The sequence below is a fragment of the Nocardia sp. NPDC050717 genome (assembly GCF_040654275.1).
Lineage (GTDB): Bacteria > Actinomycetota > Actinomycetes > Mycobacteriales > Mycobacteriaceae > Nocardia.
The window spans coordinates 166,492-181,208 of the sequence record NZ_JBFAHR010000001.1; the positions used below are offsets into that span (position 1 = coordinate 166,492).

The 14,717-nt window shown below is 70.8% G+C and carries 14 protein-coding genes; 6 read left to right on the top strand and 8 right to left on the bottom strand.

Going from position 1 to position 14,717, the window contains the following annotated elements; all coding sequences use genetic code 11:
* Positions 1–67: 67 nt before the first annotated feature.
* Entirely contained in the window at positions 68–2,272 is a 2,205-nt protein-coding gene (locus tag AB0H56_RS00795) for an AAA family ATPase (protein ID WP_357155915.1), read from the bottom strand.
* A 175-nt stretch (positions 2,273–2,447) separates the two neighbouring features.
* Between AB0H56_RS00795 and AB0H56_RS00800 the strand changes: the two genes are divergently transcribed.
* On the top strand, positions 2,448–2,837 hold the full coding sequence (locus AB0H56_RS00800; protein ID WP_357155916.1) for a hypothetical protein: 390 nt from the start codon (positions 2,448–2,450) through the stop codon (positions 2,835–2,837).
* On the opposite strand, the gene AB0H56_RS00805 is transcribed toward AB0H56_RS00800, so the two are convergent.
* From AB0H56_RS00805 to AB0H56_RS00825, 5 genes are all read right to left on the bottom strand, one after another.
* On the bottom strand, positions 2,838–3,191 hold the full coding sequence (locus AB0H56_RS00805; RefSeq protein ID WP_110039322.1) for a UBP-type zinc finger domain-containing protein: 354 nt from the start codon (positions 3,189–3,191) through the stop codon (positions 2,838–2,840).
* The gene (locus AB0H56_RS00810) at positions 3,191–4,627 is read right to left on the bottom strand and encodes an ATP-binding protein (RefSeq protein WP_357155917.1); all 1,437 of its coding nucleotides are present in this window, start codon (positions 4,625–4,627) and stop codon (positions 3,191–3,193) included. The genes AB0H56_RS00805 and AB0H56_RS00810 overlap by 1 nt, the downstream gene beginning before the upstream one ends.
* 8 nt (positions 4,628–4,635) lie before the next feature.
* Complete coding sequence (locus AB0H56_RS00815; RefSeq protein ID WP_357155919.1) at positions 4,636–6,303, bottom strand: FAD-dependent oxidoreductase; 1,668 nt, start codon at positions 6,301–6,303, stop codon at positions 4,636–4,638.
* Positions 6,304–6,337: 34 nt separating this feature from the next.
* Positions 6,338–6,517, bottom strand: a complete 180-nt coding sequence (locus AB0H56_RS00820; RefSeq protein ID WP_357155920.1) for a hypothetical protein — start codon at positions 6,515–6,517, stop codon at positions 6,338–6,340.
* A gap of 188 nt (positions 6,518–6,705) precedes the next feature.
* Positions 6,706–7,734 carry a beta-ketoacyl-ACP synthase III gene (locus AB0H56_RS00825; protein ID WP_357155921.1) on the bottom strand — a complete coding sequence of 343 codons (1,029 nt, stop codon included), beginning with the start codon at positions 7,732–7,734 and terminating at the stop codon, positions 6,706–6,708.
* A 263-nt stretch (positions 7,735–7,997) separates the two neighbouring features.
* On the opposite strand from AB0H56_RS00825, the gene AB0H56_RS00830 reads away from it, so the two are divergent.
* The 4 genes from AB0H56_RS00830 (at position 7,998) to AB0H56_RS00845 (ending at position 11,850) form a co-directional block, all read left to right on the top strand.
* Positions 7,998–8,711, top strand: coding sequence for a phosphatidylserine decarboxylase (locus tag AB0H56_RS00830; protein WP_110039072.1), 714 nt, complete (start codon positions 7,998–8,000; stop codon positions 8,709–8,711).
* Entirely contained in the window at positions 8,708–9,577 is an 870-nt protein-coding gene (locus AB0H56_RS00835) for a phosphatidylcholine/phosphatidylserine synthase (RefSeq protein ID WP_357155923.1), read from the top strand. The genes AB0H56_RS00830 and AB0H56_RS00835 overlap by 4 nt, the downstream gene beginning before the upstream one ends.
* 11 nt (positions 9,578–9,588) lie before the next feature.
* The gene (locus AB0H56_RS00840; protein ID WP_357155924.1) at positions 9,589–10,494 is read left to right on the top strand and encodes an RNA polymerase sigma-70 factor; all 906 of its coding nucleotides are present in this window, start codon (positions 9,589–9,591) and stop codon (positions 10,492–10,494) included.
* An 81-nt stretch (positions 10,495–10,575) separates the two neighbouring features.
* Positions 10,576–11,850 (top strand): FAD-dependent oxidoreductase, encoded by a 1,275-nt coding sequence (locus AB0H56_RS00845; RefSeq protein ID WP_357155926.1) that lies wholly within the window; start codon positions 10,576–10,578, stop codon positions 11,848–11,850.
* A gap of 4 nt (positions 11,851–11,854) precedes the next feature.
* Here the strand turns inward: AB0H56_RS00845 and AB0H56_RS00850 are convergent, their stop codons facing one another.
* Positions 11,855–12,349, bottom strand: coding sequence for a DUF1772 domain-containing protein (locus AB0H56_RS00850; RefSeq protein ID WP_357155927.1), 495 nt, complete (start codon positions 12,347–12,349; stop codon positions 11,855–11,857).
* A 130-nt stretch (positions 12,350–12,479) separates the two neighbouring features.
* Entirely contained in the window at positions 12,480–13,724 is a 1,245-nt protein-coding gene (locus AB0H56_RS00855) for a hypothetical protein (RefSeq protein WP_357155929.1), read from the bottom strand.
* 74 nt (positions 13,725–13,798) lie between these two features.
* Here AB0H56_RS00855 and AB0H56_RS00860 point away from each other — a divergent pair, with 74 nt between their 5' ends.
* A complete protein-coding gene (locus tag AB0H56_RS00860; protein ID WP_357155930.1) occupies positions 13,799–14,530 on the top strand; it encodes a Clp protease N-terminal domain-containing protein in 732 nt (243 codons plus the stop codon).
* Positions 14,531–14,717 lie beyond the last annotated feature (187 nt).

Below are 14,717 nucleotides of genomic sequence, written 5' to 3' on the forward strand. Positions count from 1 at the left end.
CGGCGGACCCTCCTCGAGGTCGGGTCGTGCGGGGCTGGGTTTGTTGTCGGGTCGCGTCTCGCGTGGTTCAGGCCCGGCTCTCGGCGTACCGGCGCAGCGACTCGACCTGGGCGGCGTCGAGCGAGGGGCGCACCGTCGCGCGGGCGGTGGCCACGTCGTCGGCGGTGACGTCGGCGGCCGCCATGTCGCGGCGCAGGGCCGTCAGCGCGGCCTCGCGCAGCAGTGCCGCGCAGTCGGCGGCGGAGTAGCCGTCGAGGTCGGCGGCCAGCGCGGCCAGGTCGACGTCATCGGCCAGCGGCACCGAACGGCCCGCCGTGCGCAGGATGTCGAGCCGGGCGTCGGCGTCCGGCGGCGGCACGAACACCAGCCGGTCGAGCCTGCCGGGGCGCAGCAGCGCCGGGTCGATCAGCTCGGGCCGGTTGGTGGCGCCGAGGACGACCACATCGCGCAGCGGCTCCACCCCGTCGAGCTCCGTGAGCAGCGCCGCGACCACGCGGTCCGAGACGCCGGAGTCGCTGCTCTGGCCGCGCCGCGGCGCCAGCGCGTCGACCTCGTCGAGGAAGATCAGCGACGGCGCCGAGTCGCGGGCCCGCTGGAACAGCTCGCGCACCGCCCGCTCGGAGGAGCCGACCCACTTGTCCATCAGCTCGGCGCCTTTCACCGCGTGCACGCTGAGCTGACCGGTGCCGGCGAGCGCGCGCACCAGGAAGGTCTTGCCGCAGCCGGGCGGCCCGTAGAGCAGCACGCCGCGCGGCGGATCGATGCCGAGGCGGGCGAAGGAGTCGGGGTGGCGCAGCGGCCACAGCACCGCCTCGGTGAGCGCCTGCTTGGTCTCCACCATGTCGCCGACATCGTCGAGGTCCAGCGAGCCGATCGCCAATTCCTCTGTCCCCGAACGCGACAGCGGCCGGATGACCTCCAGTGCCCCGACCAGATCGTCCTGGGTGAGCGCCGGCTCGCTCTGCTCGCGACTGGCCCGCCCCGCGGCCCTGACCGCCGCCTCCCGGCACAGCGCCGCGAGATCGGCGACCACGAATCCCGGTGTGCGCGCGGCGATCACGTCGAAGTCGAGCGGACCGGCTGGCACCTTGCGCAACAGCTGTTCCAGCAGGGCGCGCCGGATCGCGGCCGTCGGCAGCGGCAGCGCGAGTTCGCGGTCGCACAGGTCGGGCGCGCGCAGCCGCGAATCCACCTGTGCGGGATGGGCGGTCGTGGCCAGCAAGGCCACGCACGGCGCCTTCATCGCCGCGCGCAGCTGGTCGAGGATGAGGGTGGCCACCGGCTCGGCCTCGGCGGGCAGCAGCGCGTCGACATCGGTGATGAGCAGGACGCCGCCGCGTCCACCGGCCACGTCGCCCACCGCCTCGGCGACCTCGCGCAGCCGCGAACCGCTCTCCATCGCACCGACGCTCGGCCCGTCGAGCTCGACGATCCGGCGCGGCGCGGTCACCGCCCTGGCCATGGTCGTCTTGCCGACCCCGGCCGGTCCGGTGACCAGCACGCCCAGATGCGCGGGCGCGCCGAGGGTTTTCAGCAGCTCGGGTTCGTCGAGTGCCAGGCTCAGCCACTCCGCCAGCTTGGCGGCCTGGGCCTGCACACCCGCCAGGTCCTCGACGGGGATGGCCGCGCTGCCCGAGCTCACCGAGACCGCGCTCTCCGGCGCACCGTTGGCGCCCGCGTCGGTGTCGCGCTCCACCGCGTGCATGATCGCGGCGGGCCCGCGCCCCCAGCCGACGGCCGAATTCGGTTGCACGCTCACCGGTCCCGGCATCGGCTCGATCGCGGTGACGGTGAGCAGCTCGGTCGTCCAGGCGATGCCGAAGGCGCGCGAGAGCGCCTGGGTGGCCGCCGCGGAACTGATGTCGGGGCCGAGATCGCGCGGCAGTAGCGACACCGTGTCGCCGACGGTCACCACCTTGCCGAGCAGCGCCTGGCGCAGCGTGGCCGCGGGGATGCTGGCCGTCGCCTGCGCCGAACCGCTCAGCGAGATCTGCTTGGCGCCGTACACCGTCACCGGGGTGACGGTCACCGCCGCGTTCTCCCGCAGCCCGACATTGGACAGGGTCACGTCGTCGAGCAGGGCCACCCCGGGCGCCGTGCCCGCAGGCGCCTTCGCCACCACCGCGGCGGTGCGGCGCGCGCCGATCAGGGCGATGCCGTCCCATTCGCGCAGGCCGAGCGCGGTGAGCGTCTCGGGGTGCAGACGCACCACCCCGCGCCGGGCATCGGCTGCCGAGGGATTGAGCCGGGCGGTCAGGGAGAGTTCAGCCACCGTGCCATTCTGCCGCGCGTGGCGGCCGATCCGCTCGGGCGATCAGGAATCGTTTGGCGGGCCGCAAGCGCGCGCGGCCACAGTGACTGACATGACACTCCACCGCTACCTGCCGGTACGCTGCATCGGACGCGCCGGAGGTTCCGGCGCCGAGATCCACCGGGGAATGCTGCAGATGAATCGAATCTCCCTCGTCGTCCTGGCCGCCGGCGCGGTCTGCCTGACACTGGCCGGGTGCGGTTCCGACGAGTCCGCCGACGCCAGCGGGCTGCGCAAGGGCACGCCGTCGTCCAGCGCGAGCGCGAGCGCGACCACCACCAAGCCCGCGGCGAGCGCCACGCAGGCCCCGGCCGCCACCGGCGCCGACATCACCTGCGCGCAGTTCAAGACCCTCGACAGCGAGGGTGAGAAGAAGGCGATCGACGAGATCCTCGCGGCCCATCCCGGTGGCCCCTTCGAGGGCAGCCCGAACGTCGCGCTCGGCACCGCCAAGCTGGTGTGCCTCGCGCCGGGCAACGCCGACAAGCCCGTCGCCGAGGCCGCCGGGATCAAGCCGCAGGGCTGATCAGTGGATGTGTGACTGCCAGTCGGCGGGCACCCGGTCGGCCGGGCCCGGCACCGTCTGGCCGATCGGGTGACTCGTCGGCGCGGCGAGCTCGGGACCGCCGCTGTACATCTCCTCGGTCGAGAAGTTGTAGAACCAGTCCTCGCCGGGCTCGTAGCTCTGCATGAACGGGTGCCCGCTCGCCTTGAAGTGCTTCGTGGCGTGCTGGCTCGGCGAGCTGTCACAGCAGCCGATGTGCCCGCATTCGGCGCAGCGGCGCAGATGCACCCACCAGCCGCCCGCGGCGTCGCACTCCACACACCCGGCCCCGCTGGGTGGCACGCTCGGATCGATACCGTCGAACTCCTCCGACATCACTGATCTCCTCCCTGTGGGTCCAGCGGCAGCCGGACGATGAATCGGGTGTCACCAGGCACGGACTCGACCCGGATGTCGCCGTGGTGCTTGTTCACCACGATCCGGAACGAGATGTCGAGGCCGAGCCCGGTGCCGTCGCCGACCGGTTTGGTGGTGAAGAAGGGTTCGAAGATCCGGCCGATGGCCTCGGGCGCGATACCGGGCCCGGTGTCACCGATCTCGACGACGGCGCAGTCGTTCTCCTTGTAGGTCCGCACGGTCAGGGTGCCGGTGCCGCCCATCGCGTACACCGCATTGTCGATCAGATTGGTCCACACCTGGTTGAGCTCGGCCGCGAAACACGGCACCGGCGGCAGCGCGCGGTCGTAGTCCTTGACCACCTCGACGCCGTCGCCGAGCTTGCGGTTGAGCATCACCAGCGTGGAATCGAGCAGTTCGTGCAGGTCGACGACCTGATATGGCGCCCGGTCCATCTGCGAGTACTGCTTGGCCGCGCCGACGAGGGTGGAGATGCGGGTCGTCGAGTCGGCGACCTCGTTCATCAGCAACTCGGTCTCGATGGTGTAGTTCAGCCAGCGGATCGCGCCCTCGAAGACCTGCGCCTGGCACGCCTCCAGGGTGGCGTGCACGCCCTCGAGCCAGTCGACGTCGAGGCCGGCCTGCACGAAGGTCGGCGCGAGGTTCCAGCCGTCGGCCAGGCCGTGCTCGTCGAACCAGTCGGCCAGCGCGTCCTCCCGGTCGGCCGCCTCGAGCGGGGACAGGTCGGGCGCCTTGGCCACCTGCTCGGCGGCCTGTTCCTGCAGTTCCACCAGCTTCACGAACGCCTCGGGCTGGAACTTGCCCTCGGCCATCATCTTCAGCTTGTGCCGCATCCCGGCCACCCGCTCGCGCAGGCCCGCCGTGGCACGCACCGCGGCGGCGGCCGGGTTGTTGAGCTCGTGGGTGAGCCCCGCCGAGAGCGAGCCGAGCGCGAGCAGCCGCTCCCGCTCCGCGATCCGCTGACTCGACTTCTGCCCGCCGTAGAACGCGCCCTCGAGCAGGTGCACGGCCATCGGGAACCAGTCCTTGACCATCCGCGCGAAGTCGGCGGCGGCCAGCACCAGGAACCGGGACCGCCGCTCGACATACATCGACCCGGCGTAGTCCTGGCTCACCTTGTCGCCCAGGTAGGCCATCCAGGCGCCCGCGTAGACCCCGCGCTGGTCGGTGCGGTTGATCTCGATCTCCATCCCGCCCGAGAGCTTGGTGAGCCGCACCTCGCCGTCGATCAGGACGTAGAAGCAGGTCGCCGGATCACCCTCGCGATACACCTGGCCCGCGTCGATGTACTCGATCCGGCCGACCGCGCACAGCTGCGCGAGCTGGTCGTCGTCGAGTTTCTCGAACAGGAACAGCGTGCGCAGTTCGTTCGGATCGCAGATCAGTTCGCTCACAGCCACTCCTAGGACAGATACCGATGGACGAGCATGACGGCCATCGCGCCCTCACCGACCGCGGACGCCACCCGCTTGGCGGATTCGGCGTGCACGTCGCCCGCGACGAAGACGCCGGGGACGCTGGTCTCGAGATGGTGCGGCGGACGGGGCAGTTCCCAGCCCGGTGGCCGGTTGCCGTCCACCATCAGGTCCGGCCCCGCGACGACGTATCCGGCGTCGTCCCTGGTGACGACGCCGTCGAGCCAGCCGGTCTGCGGCGCGGCGCCGATGAACAGGAACAGCCGGTGCGCCTCGACCTTGTCCTCGGTGCCGGCCTTGTTGTCGCGCAGGATGATCCGCTCGAGGTGATCGTCACCGTCGACCCCGACCACCTCGGTCTCGGTGTGCACCACGATGTTCGGGATCTGCGCGATCTGCTGGATCAGGTAGTGCGACATGGACTTCGCCAGTGCGTCGGCCCGCACCACGATGTGCACCCGACGCGCGTTGCGCGACAGGAACACCGCCGCCTGGCCCGCCGAGTTGGCCCCGCCGACGATGTAGACGTCCTGGTCGGCGCACTCGGCCGCCTCGGTCATGGCCGAGCCGTAATACACGCCGCGCCCGGTGAACTCGTCCACGCCCGGCGCCGGATGACGTCGATAGTCCACGCCGGTCGCGATGAGCACGGTGTGCGCGCACAGCCTGCCGCCGTCGGCGAAGCGCACCGTGCGCGCCGAACCGTTGACCTCGAGGCCGACGACGTCGCGGGTGGTGATGATCTCGGCGCCGAACTTGGCCGCCTGCCTGCGCGCGCGGTCGGCCAGCTGCGCGCCGGACAGGCCGTCGGGGAAGCCGAGGTAGTTCTCGATGCGCGAACTCTGCCCGGCCTGGCCGCCGGTGGCGGTGCGCTCGACGAGCACCGTGCGCAAACCCTCCGACGCGCCGTACACGGCGGCGCCGAGTCCGGCCGGTCCGCCGCCGACCACGATCAGGTCGTAGAAGTCGCCGCTGGGTTCCACGGCGAGCCCCACGTTCTCGGCGAGCTCGCTGTCGCTGGGCTGGATCAGCGCCGAGCCCGCGGCGGTGATCACCACCGGACAGCGCAGCGGATCGGCGCCCGCCGCCTCGAGCAGTCGCGCGCCCTCCGGCTCGTCGACCGGGTACCAGCGATAGGGCAACTGGTTGCGCGCCAGGAACTCGCGCACCTGCGAGGACCGCGGCGACCACCGGTCACCGACGACCTTCGTCTCGTGCACGGGCCGGTGCTCGGCGCTGCGCCAGGCGGCGAGCAGCTCGTCCAGCACCGGGTAGAGCTTCTCCTCCGGCGGGTCCCACGGCTTGAGCAGGTAGTGATCGAGGTCGATGACGTTGATCGCGTCGATCGCGGCATTGGTGTCGGCGTAGGCGGTCAGCAGCACGCGCCGCGCGTAGGGGTGCAGGTCCATCGCCTGCTCGAGGAATTCGATGCCGTCCATGCCCGGCATCCGGTAATCGGCGATCAGCACCGCGACGGGCTGTCCGCGCAGCTTCATCTCCCGCAGCGCCTCGAGCGCCTGCTGGCCGGACTCGGCGCGCAGGATCCGGTAGTCGGCGCCGTAGCGGCGGCGCAGATCGCGTACCACGGCCCGGGAGACCCCGGGGTCGTCGTCAACGCTCAGAATGGCCGGTTTGGTTACCGCGGGTGTGCTCACCTGTCGAGTATCCCCCCTCGCCCCCGGTGCGCGCTCAGAGCTGGTTGTGCAGCACCAGGTCGAGTTCGCTGGGTGTCAGCAGGCGTTCGAGGCGTTCGTCGCGTTTGCGGCGGGTGAGGGCGGCGCGCAGTGCGGAGCTGTCGTCCGGCTCGATGGTGGGCAGCAGCGGGATGTCGTTGATGTTCCTGCGTGGCAGGAAGGAGCGCAGTTTCACGGCCGATCACCTCGGTTCGACGACAGGGACGCGGTGGCTGAGCTTCGTCGGTCAGCAACGTCGATTAGCGAAGAGTTTGCCAGCCTGTCCGAGTTGGTGCAAGTGGGACGAGGTGGACACGGCGAGCCCACCGCTCGGCGGTCCGCTCGGGGCGGGCCGCCGCCGCGGTGGGTGGATTTGCTGGCCGGTCAGCGCCAGGCCGGCATGGTGACAACCTGTGCGGCGTAGGAGAGTCCGGCGCCGAAGGCGATCAGCAGCGCGGTGTCGCCCGGCTTCGACTCGCCCTTGCGCAGCAGCGCCTCCATCGCCAGCGGGATCGACGCTGCCGAGGTGTTGCCTGCTTCCTCGATGTCGTTGGCCAGCGCGCAGTCCTCCGGGAGCTTCAGCACCCGCGCCATGATCTCGATGATCCGGCCGTTGGCCTGGTGCGGGACCATGGCGTCGAGGTCGTCGGTGGTGAGCCCGGCCTTGTCGATGGCCTCGCGGCACACCTTCTCCAGCGAATGCGCGGCCCAGCGGAACACCGCGGTGCCCTCCATCGCGAGGTAGGGGCGCACCGCGTCGGTGCCCTTCTCCTCGATCTCGGTGAAGAACTCCATCCAGTCCTTGCTCTGCCGGATGGCGTGGTGCTGGGTGCCGTCCGAACCCCACACGGTCGGGCCGATGCCCTGCTCCTCGGCCGGGCCGACGATCACCGCGCCCGCGCCGTCGGCGAACAGGAACGCCGTGGAGCGGTCGGTGAAGTCGACGGTGTCGGTGAGCTTCTCGACCCCGATCACCAGCACGTTCTTGGACGTGCCCGCCCGTACCAGATCCGAGGCCATGCCCAGGGCATGACAGAACCCGGCGCAGCCCGCCGAGATGTCGAACGCGGCGGCGCCGGTCATGCCGAGATCGGTGGCGATCTGCGGCCCGATGGCGGGAGTGAGCAGCAGGTGGGTCGACGTCGCCACGATGACGCAGTCGACCTGATCGGCGGCGACACCCGCCGAGGCCAACGCGCCCTCGGCGGCGGCGACGCTCATGCTCTTGACGGTCTCCTCGGCCGAGGCGAACCGGCGGGTGTTGATGCCCGATCTGGTGCGGATCCACTCGTCGCTCGAGTTGATCGGCCCAGCCACCTCGTCGTTCGTGACCACCCGGGCGGGGCGGTAGACGCCCAAACCGAGAATCGCGGTGTGCTCAGCCCCAGTCGTCTGGGCGATTCGAGCAGCCATTGTGCGTCTCCTATGTACCTGTCAACCTGCGGTCGCACCGCTGGGTGTACCTGAAGCATCGAAATCTGTCGCTCATCGCCCATGACCCCCGTATGGACAACATGTGAACGGGCAGACATGAGGCTTCCTCATATTAGCGCGTCCGGCCGGCGAATTCGTGGCTTCGGTCACATCGGCCGCGCACCGCCCATCGGGGGCGGACGGCGAGCTCGGCGTAAGGTGTGAACGCTTGTGTTGTCGTCACCCCACGAAAGAGGGAGCCCGTGGCCCGCCGCCCCACTCCGCCCGGCACGCCCGAAACCACCGGCATCGGCCATGTCGTCGACCTGGTCCGGGCCGCCGTCCCACCGCTGCACCCCGCCGGACTGCCGTTCGTCGCGGTCCCGCTGGCGGTCGCGGTCGTCGGCGGCCGGAACAAGTGGGTCCGCCGGGCCGGTCTCGGCGCCGCCGCGGCCTGCGCGGCCTTCTTCCGGCATCCGCATCGCGTGCCGCCGAACCGTCCCGGCATCGTCGTCGCGCCCGCCGACGGTGAGGTCGCCCTGGTCGACACCGCGGTGCCGCCCGCCGAGCTCGGCCTCGGCGATCAGCCGCTGCCGCGCGTCAGCATCTTCCTCTCGGTCCTCGACGTGCACGTGCAGCGCGTGCCCGTGTCCGGCACCGTGCGCGAGGTGCAGCACCAGCCCGGCAAGTTCCTCTCGGCCGACCTGCCCGAGGCCAGCGACGCCAACGAGCGCAACAGCATGGTCATCGACACCGCCGACGGCAAGCAGGTCGTCGTCGTGCAGATCGCCGGGCTGCTGGCGCGCCGCATCGTCTGCGACGCCCGCGCCGGTGACGTGCTCACCATCGGTGACACCTACGGCCTGATCCGCTTCGGCTCCCGCGTCGACACCTACTTCCCGGTCGGCACCGAACTGCTCGTCGCCCCGGGGCAGCGCACGATCGGCGCCGAAACCGTGCTGGCTGTGCTGGGATGATCGAACAGGCCGCCCGCCGCAAGCGCCCACGCTCGGTGCGGCTGCTGCCGAGCGTCGTCACCATCCTCGCCCTGTGCGCCGGCCTGTCCGCGGTGAAGTTCGGCCTCGACGGCGAGCTGGAAGTGGCGCTGGCCATGGTCGGCGCCGCCGCCGTGCTCGACACCCTCGACGGCCGCCTGGCCAGGATGCTCGACGCCACCAGCAAGATGGGCGCCGAACTGGACTCGCTCTCCGACGCGATCTCCTTCGGCGTCGCGCCCGCGCTGGTCCTCTACGTCACCCTGCTCGACGGCTACAGCGCCGGATGGATCGTGGCGCTGCTGTTCGCGGTGAGCCTGGTGCTGCGCCTGGCCAGGTTCAACACCCTGCTCGACGACGACTCCCGCCCGAACTGGGCCCGCGAGTATTTCGTCGGGGTGCCCGCACCCGCTGGCGCGCTGATCGCGCTGGTCCCGATCGCACTGCGGGTGCAATTCGGGGACGGCTGGTGGGACAGCTTCGCCTTCGTCGCCGCGTGGACGATCTTCGCCGCCCTGCTGTGCGTGAGCACCATCCCGACGCTGGCGATGAAGTCGGTGTCGGTGGCTCCCCAGGCGGCGGCCGGTCTGCTGGTGCTGGTGGCCCTGGCGGCGGCCCTGCTGGTGACCTACCCGATTGTCCTGCTACTGATCCTGGTCGGCCTGTACCTCGTGCACATCCCGTTCGCCTGGCGCTCGGCCCGCTGGGTGGCGGCCCGGCCGGAGACCTGGCAGCACAAGCCGTCCGAGCGCCGCGCGCAGCGGCGGGCCCAGCGCAAGATGCCGCAGATCCGCCGCCCGGCGATCCGCGGTTCGGCCCGGCTGCGGCTGCGTCGTCCGCGCGACTGAATCCCGGTTTCGTGAGCGGAGGGGGAGCGGTGGAGTCCGACGGGCTCACGGAGTTTCTCGGGCATCGGCCGCGATTGTTCGCGCTGGCGTATCGGATGTTCGGCGCGGCGAGCGAGGCCGAGGACATCGTCCAGGAGGCCTACCTGCGCTGGGCCGCGGCCGACCGCGCCACGATCGGCAATGCCGAGGCCTGGCTGACCACCGTCACCGTCAATCTCTGCCGCACGGCGCTGGTCTCGGCGCGGGCTCGCCGCGAGACCTATGTCGGGCCCTGGCTGCCCGAGCCGGTGCCGACCGGGGCGGGCGCGCTCGGTCCACTGGAGACCGTCGAGGAGCGCGAGTCGGTGTCGCTCGCGCTGCTCACCGCGATGGAGCGGCTCAATCCGGTGGAGCGCGCGGTCTTCGTGCTGCGCGAGGCGTTCGGGTATCCGCACGCCGAGATCGCCGCGATGCTCGAGCTCTCCGAGGCCAACTCGCAGCAGATCCTGCACCGGGCGAGCAGCCGGGTGCGCGCGGACACACCGCGCTTCACCGTGCCCGCCGACGAGGCGCGCACGCTGATCGAGCGGTTCCTGCTGGCGGCGGCCACCGGCGATCTCGCCGGTCTGCGCGCCCTGTTGGCCGACGACATCGTGTCGATGGCCGACGGCGGCGGCAAGGTCACCGCGGCGCGGCGGCCCGTCACCGGCGCCGACCAGGTGGCCCGCTACCTGCTCGGCCTCACCAAGTTCCTCACGCCGGCGAGCACGTTCGATTTCGCCGAGGTCAACGGTGAGCCGGCGCTGATCGTGCGCGCGGACGGCGTGGTCGCCAGCTCGGTGATGTTCTTCGATGTCGACGGCGCCGGGCTGGTCGACTCGGTGCGCATCGTGGTCAACCCAGACAAGCTCGGTTTCCTGGTCGCCACTGGCGTGTGAGCCGGATCACTCCGTCGCGCTGTCAGTAATCCGGCGGCTGCGCGGTCTGGTCGGTGTCGGCAACGTCGAGAGGAGCCACACATGACCGGGCAGCAGCGAATCGTCGTCCTCGGCGCCGGGTACGCGGGACTCAGCGCCGCACGCCGCTTGGCGAAGGCGCGCGACACCAGGATCACCGTGGTCGACACCCGCGCGGAATTCGTCGAACGGGTGCGCCTGCACCAGGCCGCGGCGGGCGGGCGGATCAGGCGCTGGGACCTGCGGGAGATGCTGGAGCGCAAGGGCATCGAGTACATCCGCGCGCGGGTCACGGCGATCGACCCGGACGCGAAGCGCGTCGACCTCGACGGTGAATGGTCCATCGGCTACGACACCTTGGTCTACGCGCTCGGCAGCGCGGCCGACCGGTCGAGCGTGCCCGGCATCGCAGAGTACGCGCACTCCGTCGCGACCCCCGAAGACCTGCGTGCGCTACCCACCGGCCGGGTGATCGTCGTCGGCGCCGGATCCACCGGCATCGAGCTGGCAGCGGAACTCGCTGAGGCACACAGGGGTTCGGCCGGACCGGCAGTTGGTGAGCGGTCGGCGGGGCGTGCTGCGGGGCGGCTGGGTGCGGCCGTGCCTGATGACGCCGGGCTGTCGGCGAGGCTCGCGGCGGCGGGCCGGGGGCCGGACGGGGTGGGTGATCGCGAGCGGATGGCGGAACACGCGGAGCGGCATCGTGATTCGGGTGGCGCCGACAAGTCGACCCAGGTCACCCTGCTCGGTTCGGAGGAGCCGGGTTCCTGGCTTTCCACGCGAGCCGTCGAGCACATCCGATCCACGTTGACCCGTCTCGGCGTCGAAATCCGGTCCGGAGTCAAGGTCGCCGAAGTGCTGTCCGACGGTGTTCGGCTCGTCGACGGCACCCTGTTGCCTGCCGCCGCTGTCGTCTGGACTGCCGGTTTCACCGTCCCGGACCTCGCCCGCAGCGCCGGTCTCGACGTGGACGAGCAGGGCCGCATCCGCACCGACGACACCCTGCGCTCGCTCTCGCACCCGGATATCTACGCCGCGGGCGACGCCGCCCTGATCGCCGGTCCCGGCGACCGCCCACTCCGAATGGCCTGCGCGACAGCCCTTCCCGCGGGCAGCTACGTCGCCAAGGCGATCCTGGCGCGGGCGACCGGCGCCGAACCGAAGCCGATGACCTTCCGCTACCACCTGCAATGCCTCAGCCTGGGCCGCCGCGACGCCGTCATCCAACTCCTCGACGCCGACGACACCCCGACCCACCGCGTGATCCGCGGCCGAACCGGCGCATGGGTGAAGGAGAACATCGTCCGCTTCGCGGGCAAGGCCGCCGGCCTGCGCTGAGCGGTCAGGTCGCCAGGATCAGGGCGACCAGCGAGCAGATCAGCGCGGCGGTGGTCGCGACGGCGCGCAGGTTGTTCATGGTGGTCCACTTGCTCTCGAAGCGGGCGCGCACCGCCGCCAGCTGATCGGGGATGGTGTCGGGGTGTCCGGCCGCGATGAGTTCGTTGTTCATCGGCACGTTGACGGCAAATGTGATCACCAAGGTGCTCACGTAGAGCAGGAGCGCGGCGCCGGTCGAGGCCAGGACGGCCGCCCCGAGCCCGGCCGGTATCGCCAGCGCCACCGCGGCGGCCGTGGCCAGCAGTGCGAGGTTCGACACGACCAGGAACAGCGGGTTGTCGATGGCGGTGTTGAGTCGTTGGCAGGCGTCGACGAAGGTGCGGTCGTCGGCGTGCCGCAGCCCCGGCATCACCGAGTTGCTGTATGCCAGAACGACCCCGGCGACCAGGCCGAGGGAGAAGACAGCGGCAGCGAGCGCCAGGATCGACAAGGTGTACATGGGTCGGGAATCGCCTTCCGAGAGTGTGTTCGTTCATGCCTGACAGCACGGAAACTCTCGGAAGCGGGCAGCCTGAGTGCCCGGCATCTCGGAATATCACCGTTGGTGAAAACCGACAGTACCCGATCGGCTACCCGCTGAGTGGCCTGCGGTGGCGGGGATCACGGAGGGTGACGAGTCGCCCGACCCACGGGGCAAGGGCGAGCAGGCCGAGCACGGCCAGCCACGGCGCCCGCCACCAGCGGGTCTCCCAGTCGCCCACGGCCGGTTCCGTGGTGAGGAGCCGGGCGGTCGACGACCACACCACGAACGCGTCGCCGATCGGGGCGAGGCCGAAGGCGTACCGCTTGGAACCGGGCAGGTCGACCGGTAGTCCGAGCAGTTCGCCTTCGGCGCCGATCGCCGCCGCCAGGCCGCTGTCGCCGTTCACCCGGGCGGCCCCCAGCCCGACGACCGTGGCCGACAGGCTGATTCCGGCGACCAGCGGCCCCGAATCCACATCGCCGACACCGTCGACACCGTGCGGATACTCGCGTAGCGCCGGTCCGAACCCGCCCGGGTAGGCGAGGTATCGGTCGCGGTACACGGCGTACTGCTCGCGCGCGAAGGCCGCGTCGATCTCCGGCAGGAACCGGTGGATCACCGACTGCGAGGTCGCTCGCGCGCCGTCGAGTTGCGTTCCATCCGGCGAAACCTCGTGCGGCAGTAGGCCAGTAGCCGGATCTAGGCGGGCACGCGCCGCGTCGAGCCACCTCGCTGTCACCGCGGCGTACCGGTCGTCGAGCAGGTGGTCGTGCAACCGCAGCGAGGCCATCGCGACAGTCGAATCGACCGGCCAGGCCTGCCCGCGATAGGCCTGCAGGAACGGTGTTTCCGACGCGGCGAAGGCCTGCGCGATCTCCGCGCTGTGCGCCGAAAACCGCTGTACCTCGGCCCGATCGGACGCGTCGAGCGACAGGATCGCGCCGCGTAACCAGTTGGTCCAGCCCGCCCAGAAGATTCCGTACGCGGGCCGCAAGGCCGGACTGAACGCGGCGCGACCCTGCTCGGACTCCAATCGGTCCAGCGCCCACCGTGATTCCCGCAGGGCCGTGTCCCGCAACGCGGGCTCGGTGTGCGCAGCCTGTACCCACGAGATGCCGTAGAGCGCGTTGAGGAAGAAATGTCCTTCCGGAAACTGCTGCTGGGCAGCGGTATCCGCGCCACTGTCGAGCGCGGCCCGCACGAAGGTCAGCTGTCGCTCGGTCGACCCCGGCTGCTCGGTGATCCCCGGCTGTGGCCACAGGAATCGGCCCGCGCCGACCAGGCACACCAGCGTCACGAAGACCCCCACGCCGCGCAGTGCCCACCGGCCCGCGCTCCGACCTCTCCCCATGCCGACAACTCTGCCACGACATGATCGTCAACTAATGGTTGACGATCATGCGACGTCAACTTAGAGTTGACGCCATGAGCACTCCGAACTTCCGCCTCGACGACCTGATCGACGGCATCAAGAAGGCCCGTCCCGACAATGTTCTCGACCAGCTCTCCGACGCGGTGGTCGCCGCCAACCACCTCGGCGAGACCGCCGACCATCTGATCGGCCACTTCGTCGACCAGGCCCGCCGCGCCGGCGCGTCCTGGACCGACATCGGCGCCAGCATGGGCGTCAGCAAGCAGGCCGTGCAGAAGCGGTTCGTGCCCAAGGGTCCGAGCGACACGGCCGCCATGGATCCGCAGGCCGGCTTCGCCAAGTTCACCCCCCGCGCCCGCCAGGTGGTCGTGGCCGCCCAGGAGGTGGCCCGCGAGGCGAACAACGCCCAGATCTCGCTCGGGCACCTGATCCTCGGGCTGATCGGCCAGGCGGAGGGGCTGGCGGCCCGTGAGATCGTCGCCAGGGGCGTCACGCTCGACGCGGTGCGCGACGCGGTCACCGCCTCGCTGCCCGCCGCCGATGCCGACATCCCCGCCCTGATCCCGTTCGACGGTGACACCAAGAAGGTCCTCGAGCTGACCTTTCGGGAGGCGCTGCGCCTCGGCCACAACTACATCGGCACCGAGCACATCCTGCTCGCGCTGCTGGAGCAGGAGAACGGTACGGGCGTGCTCAGTGGCCTCGGTCTGGACAAGGCTGTCGTAGAGGCCGAACTCGTCGAGTTGCTGAATCAGTTCCTGGCCGCCCAGGAGGAGCAGCCCTGAGGTCCGGGTCGCGCCCGGCCGTGCCGGGCGCGACCTTGCACTCTCACCACCCGAGTGCTAAAAATGGCTTGGCACTCGCATCTGTTGAGTGCCAGGTCGGGACGGTGAGACCGGGTTCCATCGACACCCTCGGTCGTCCGTCGCGGGCACCGCACCTGGCCAGCGTACTTTGGGGCGATCCAACCTG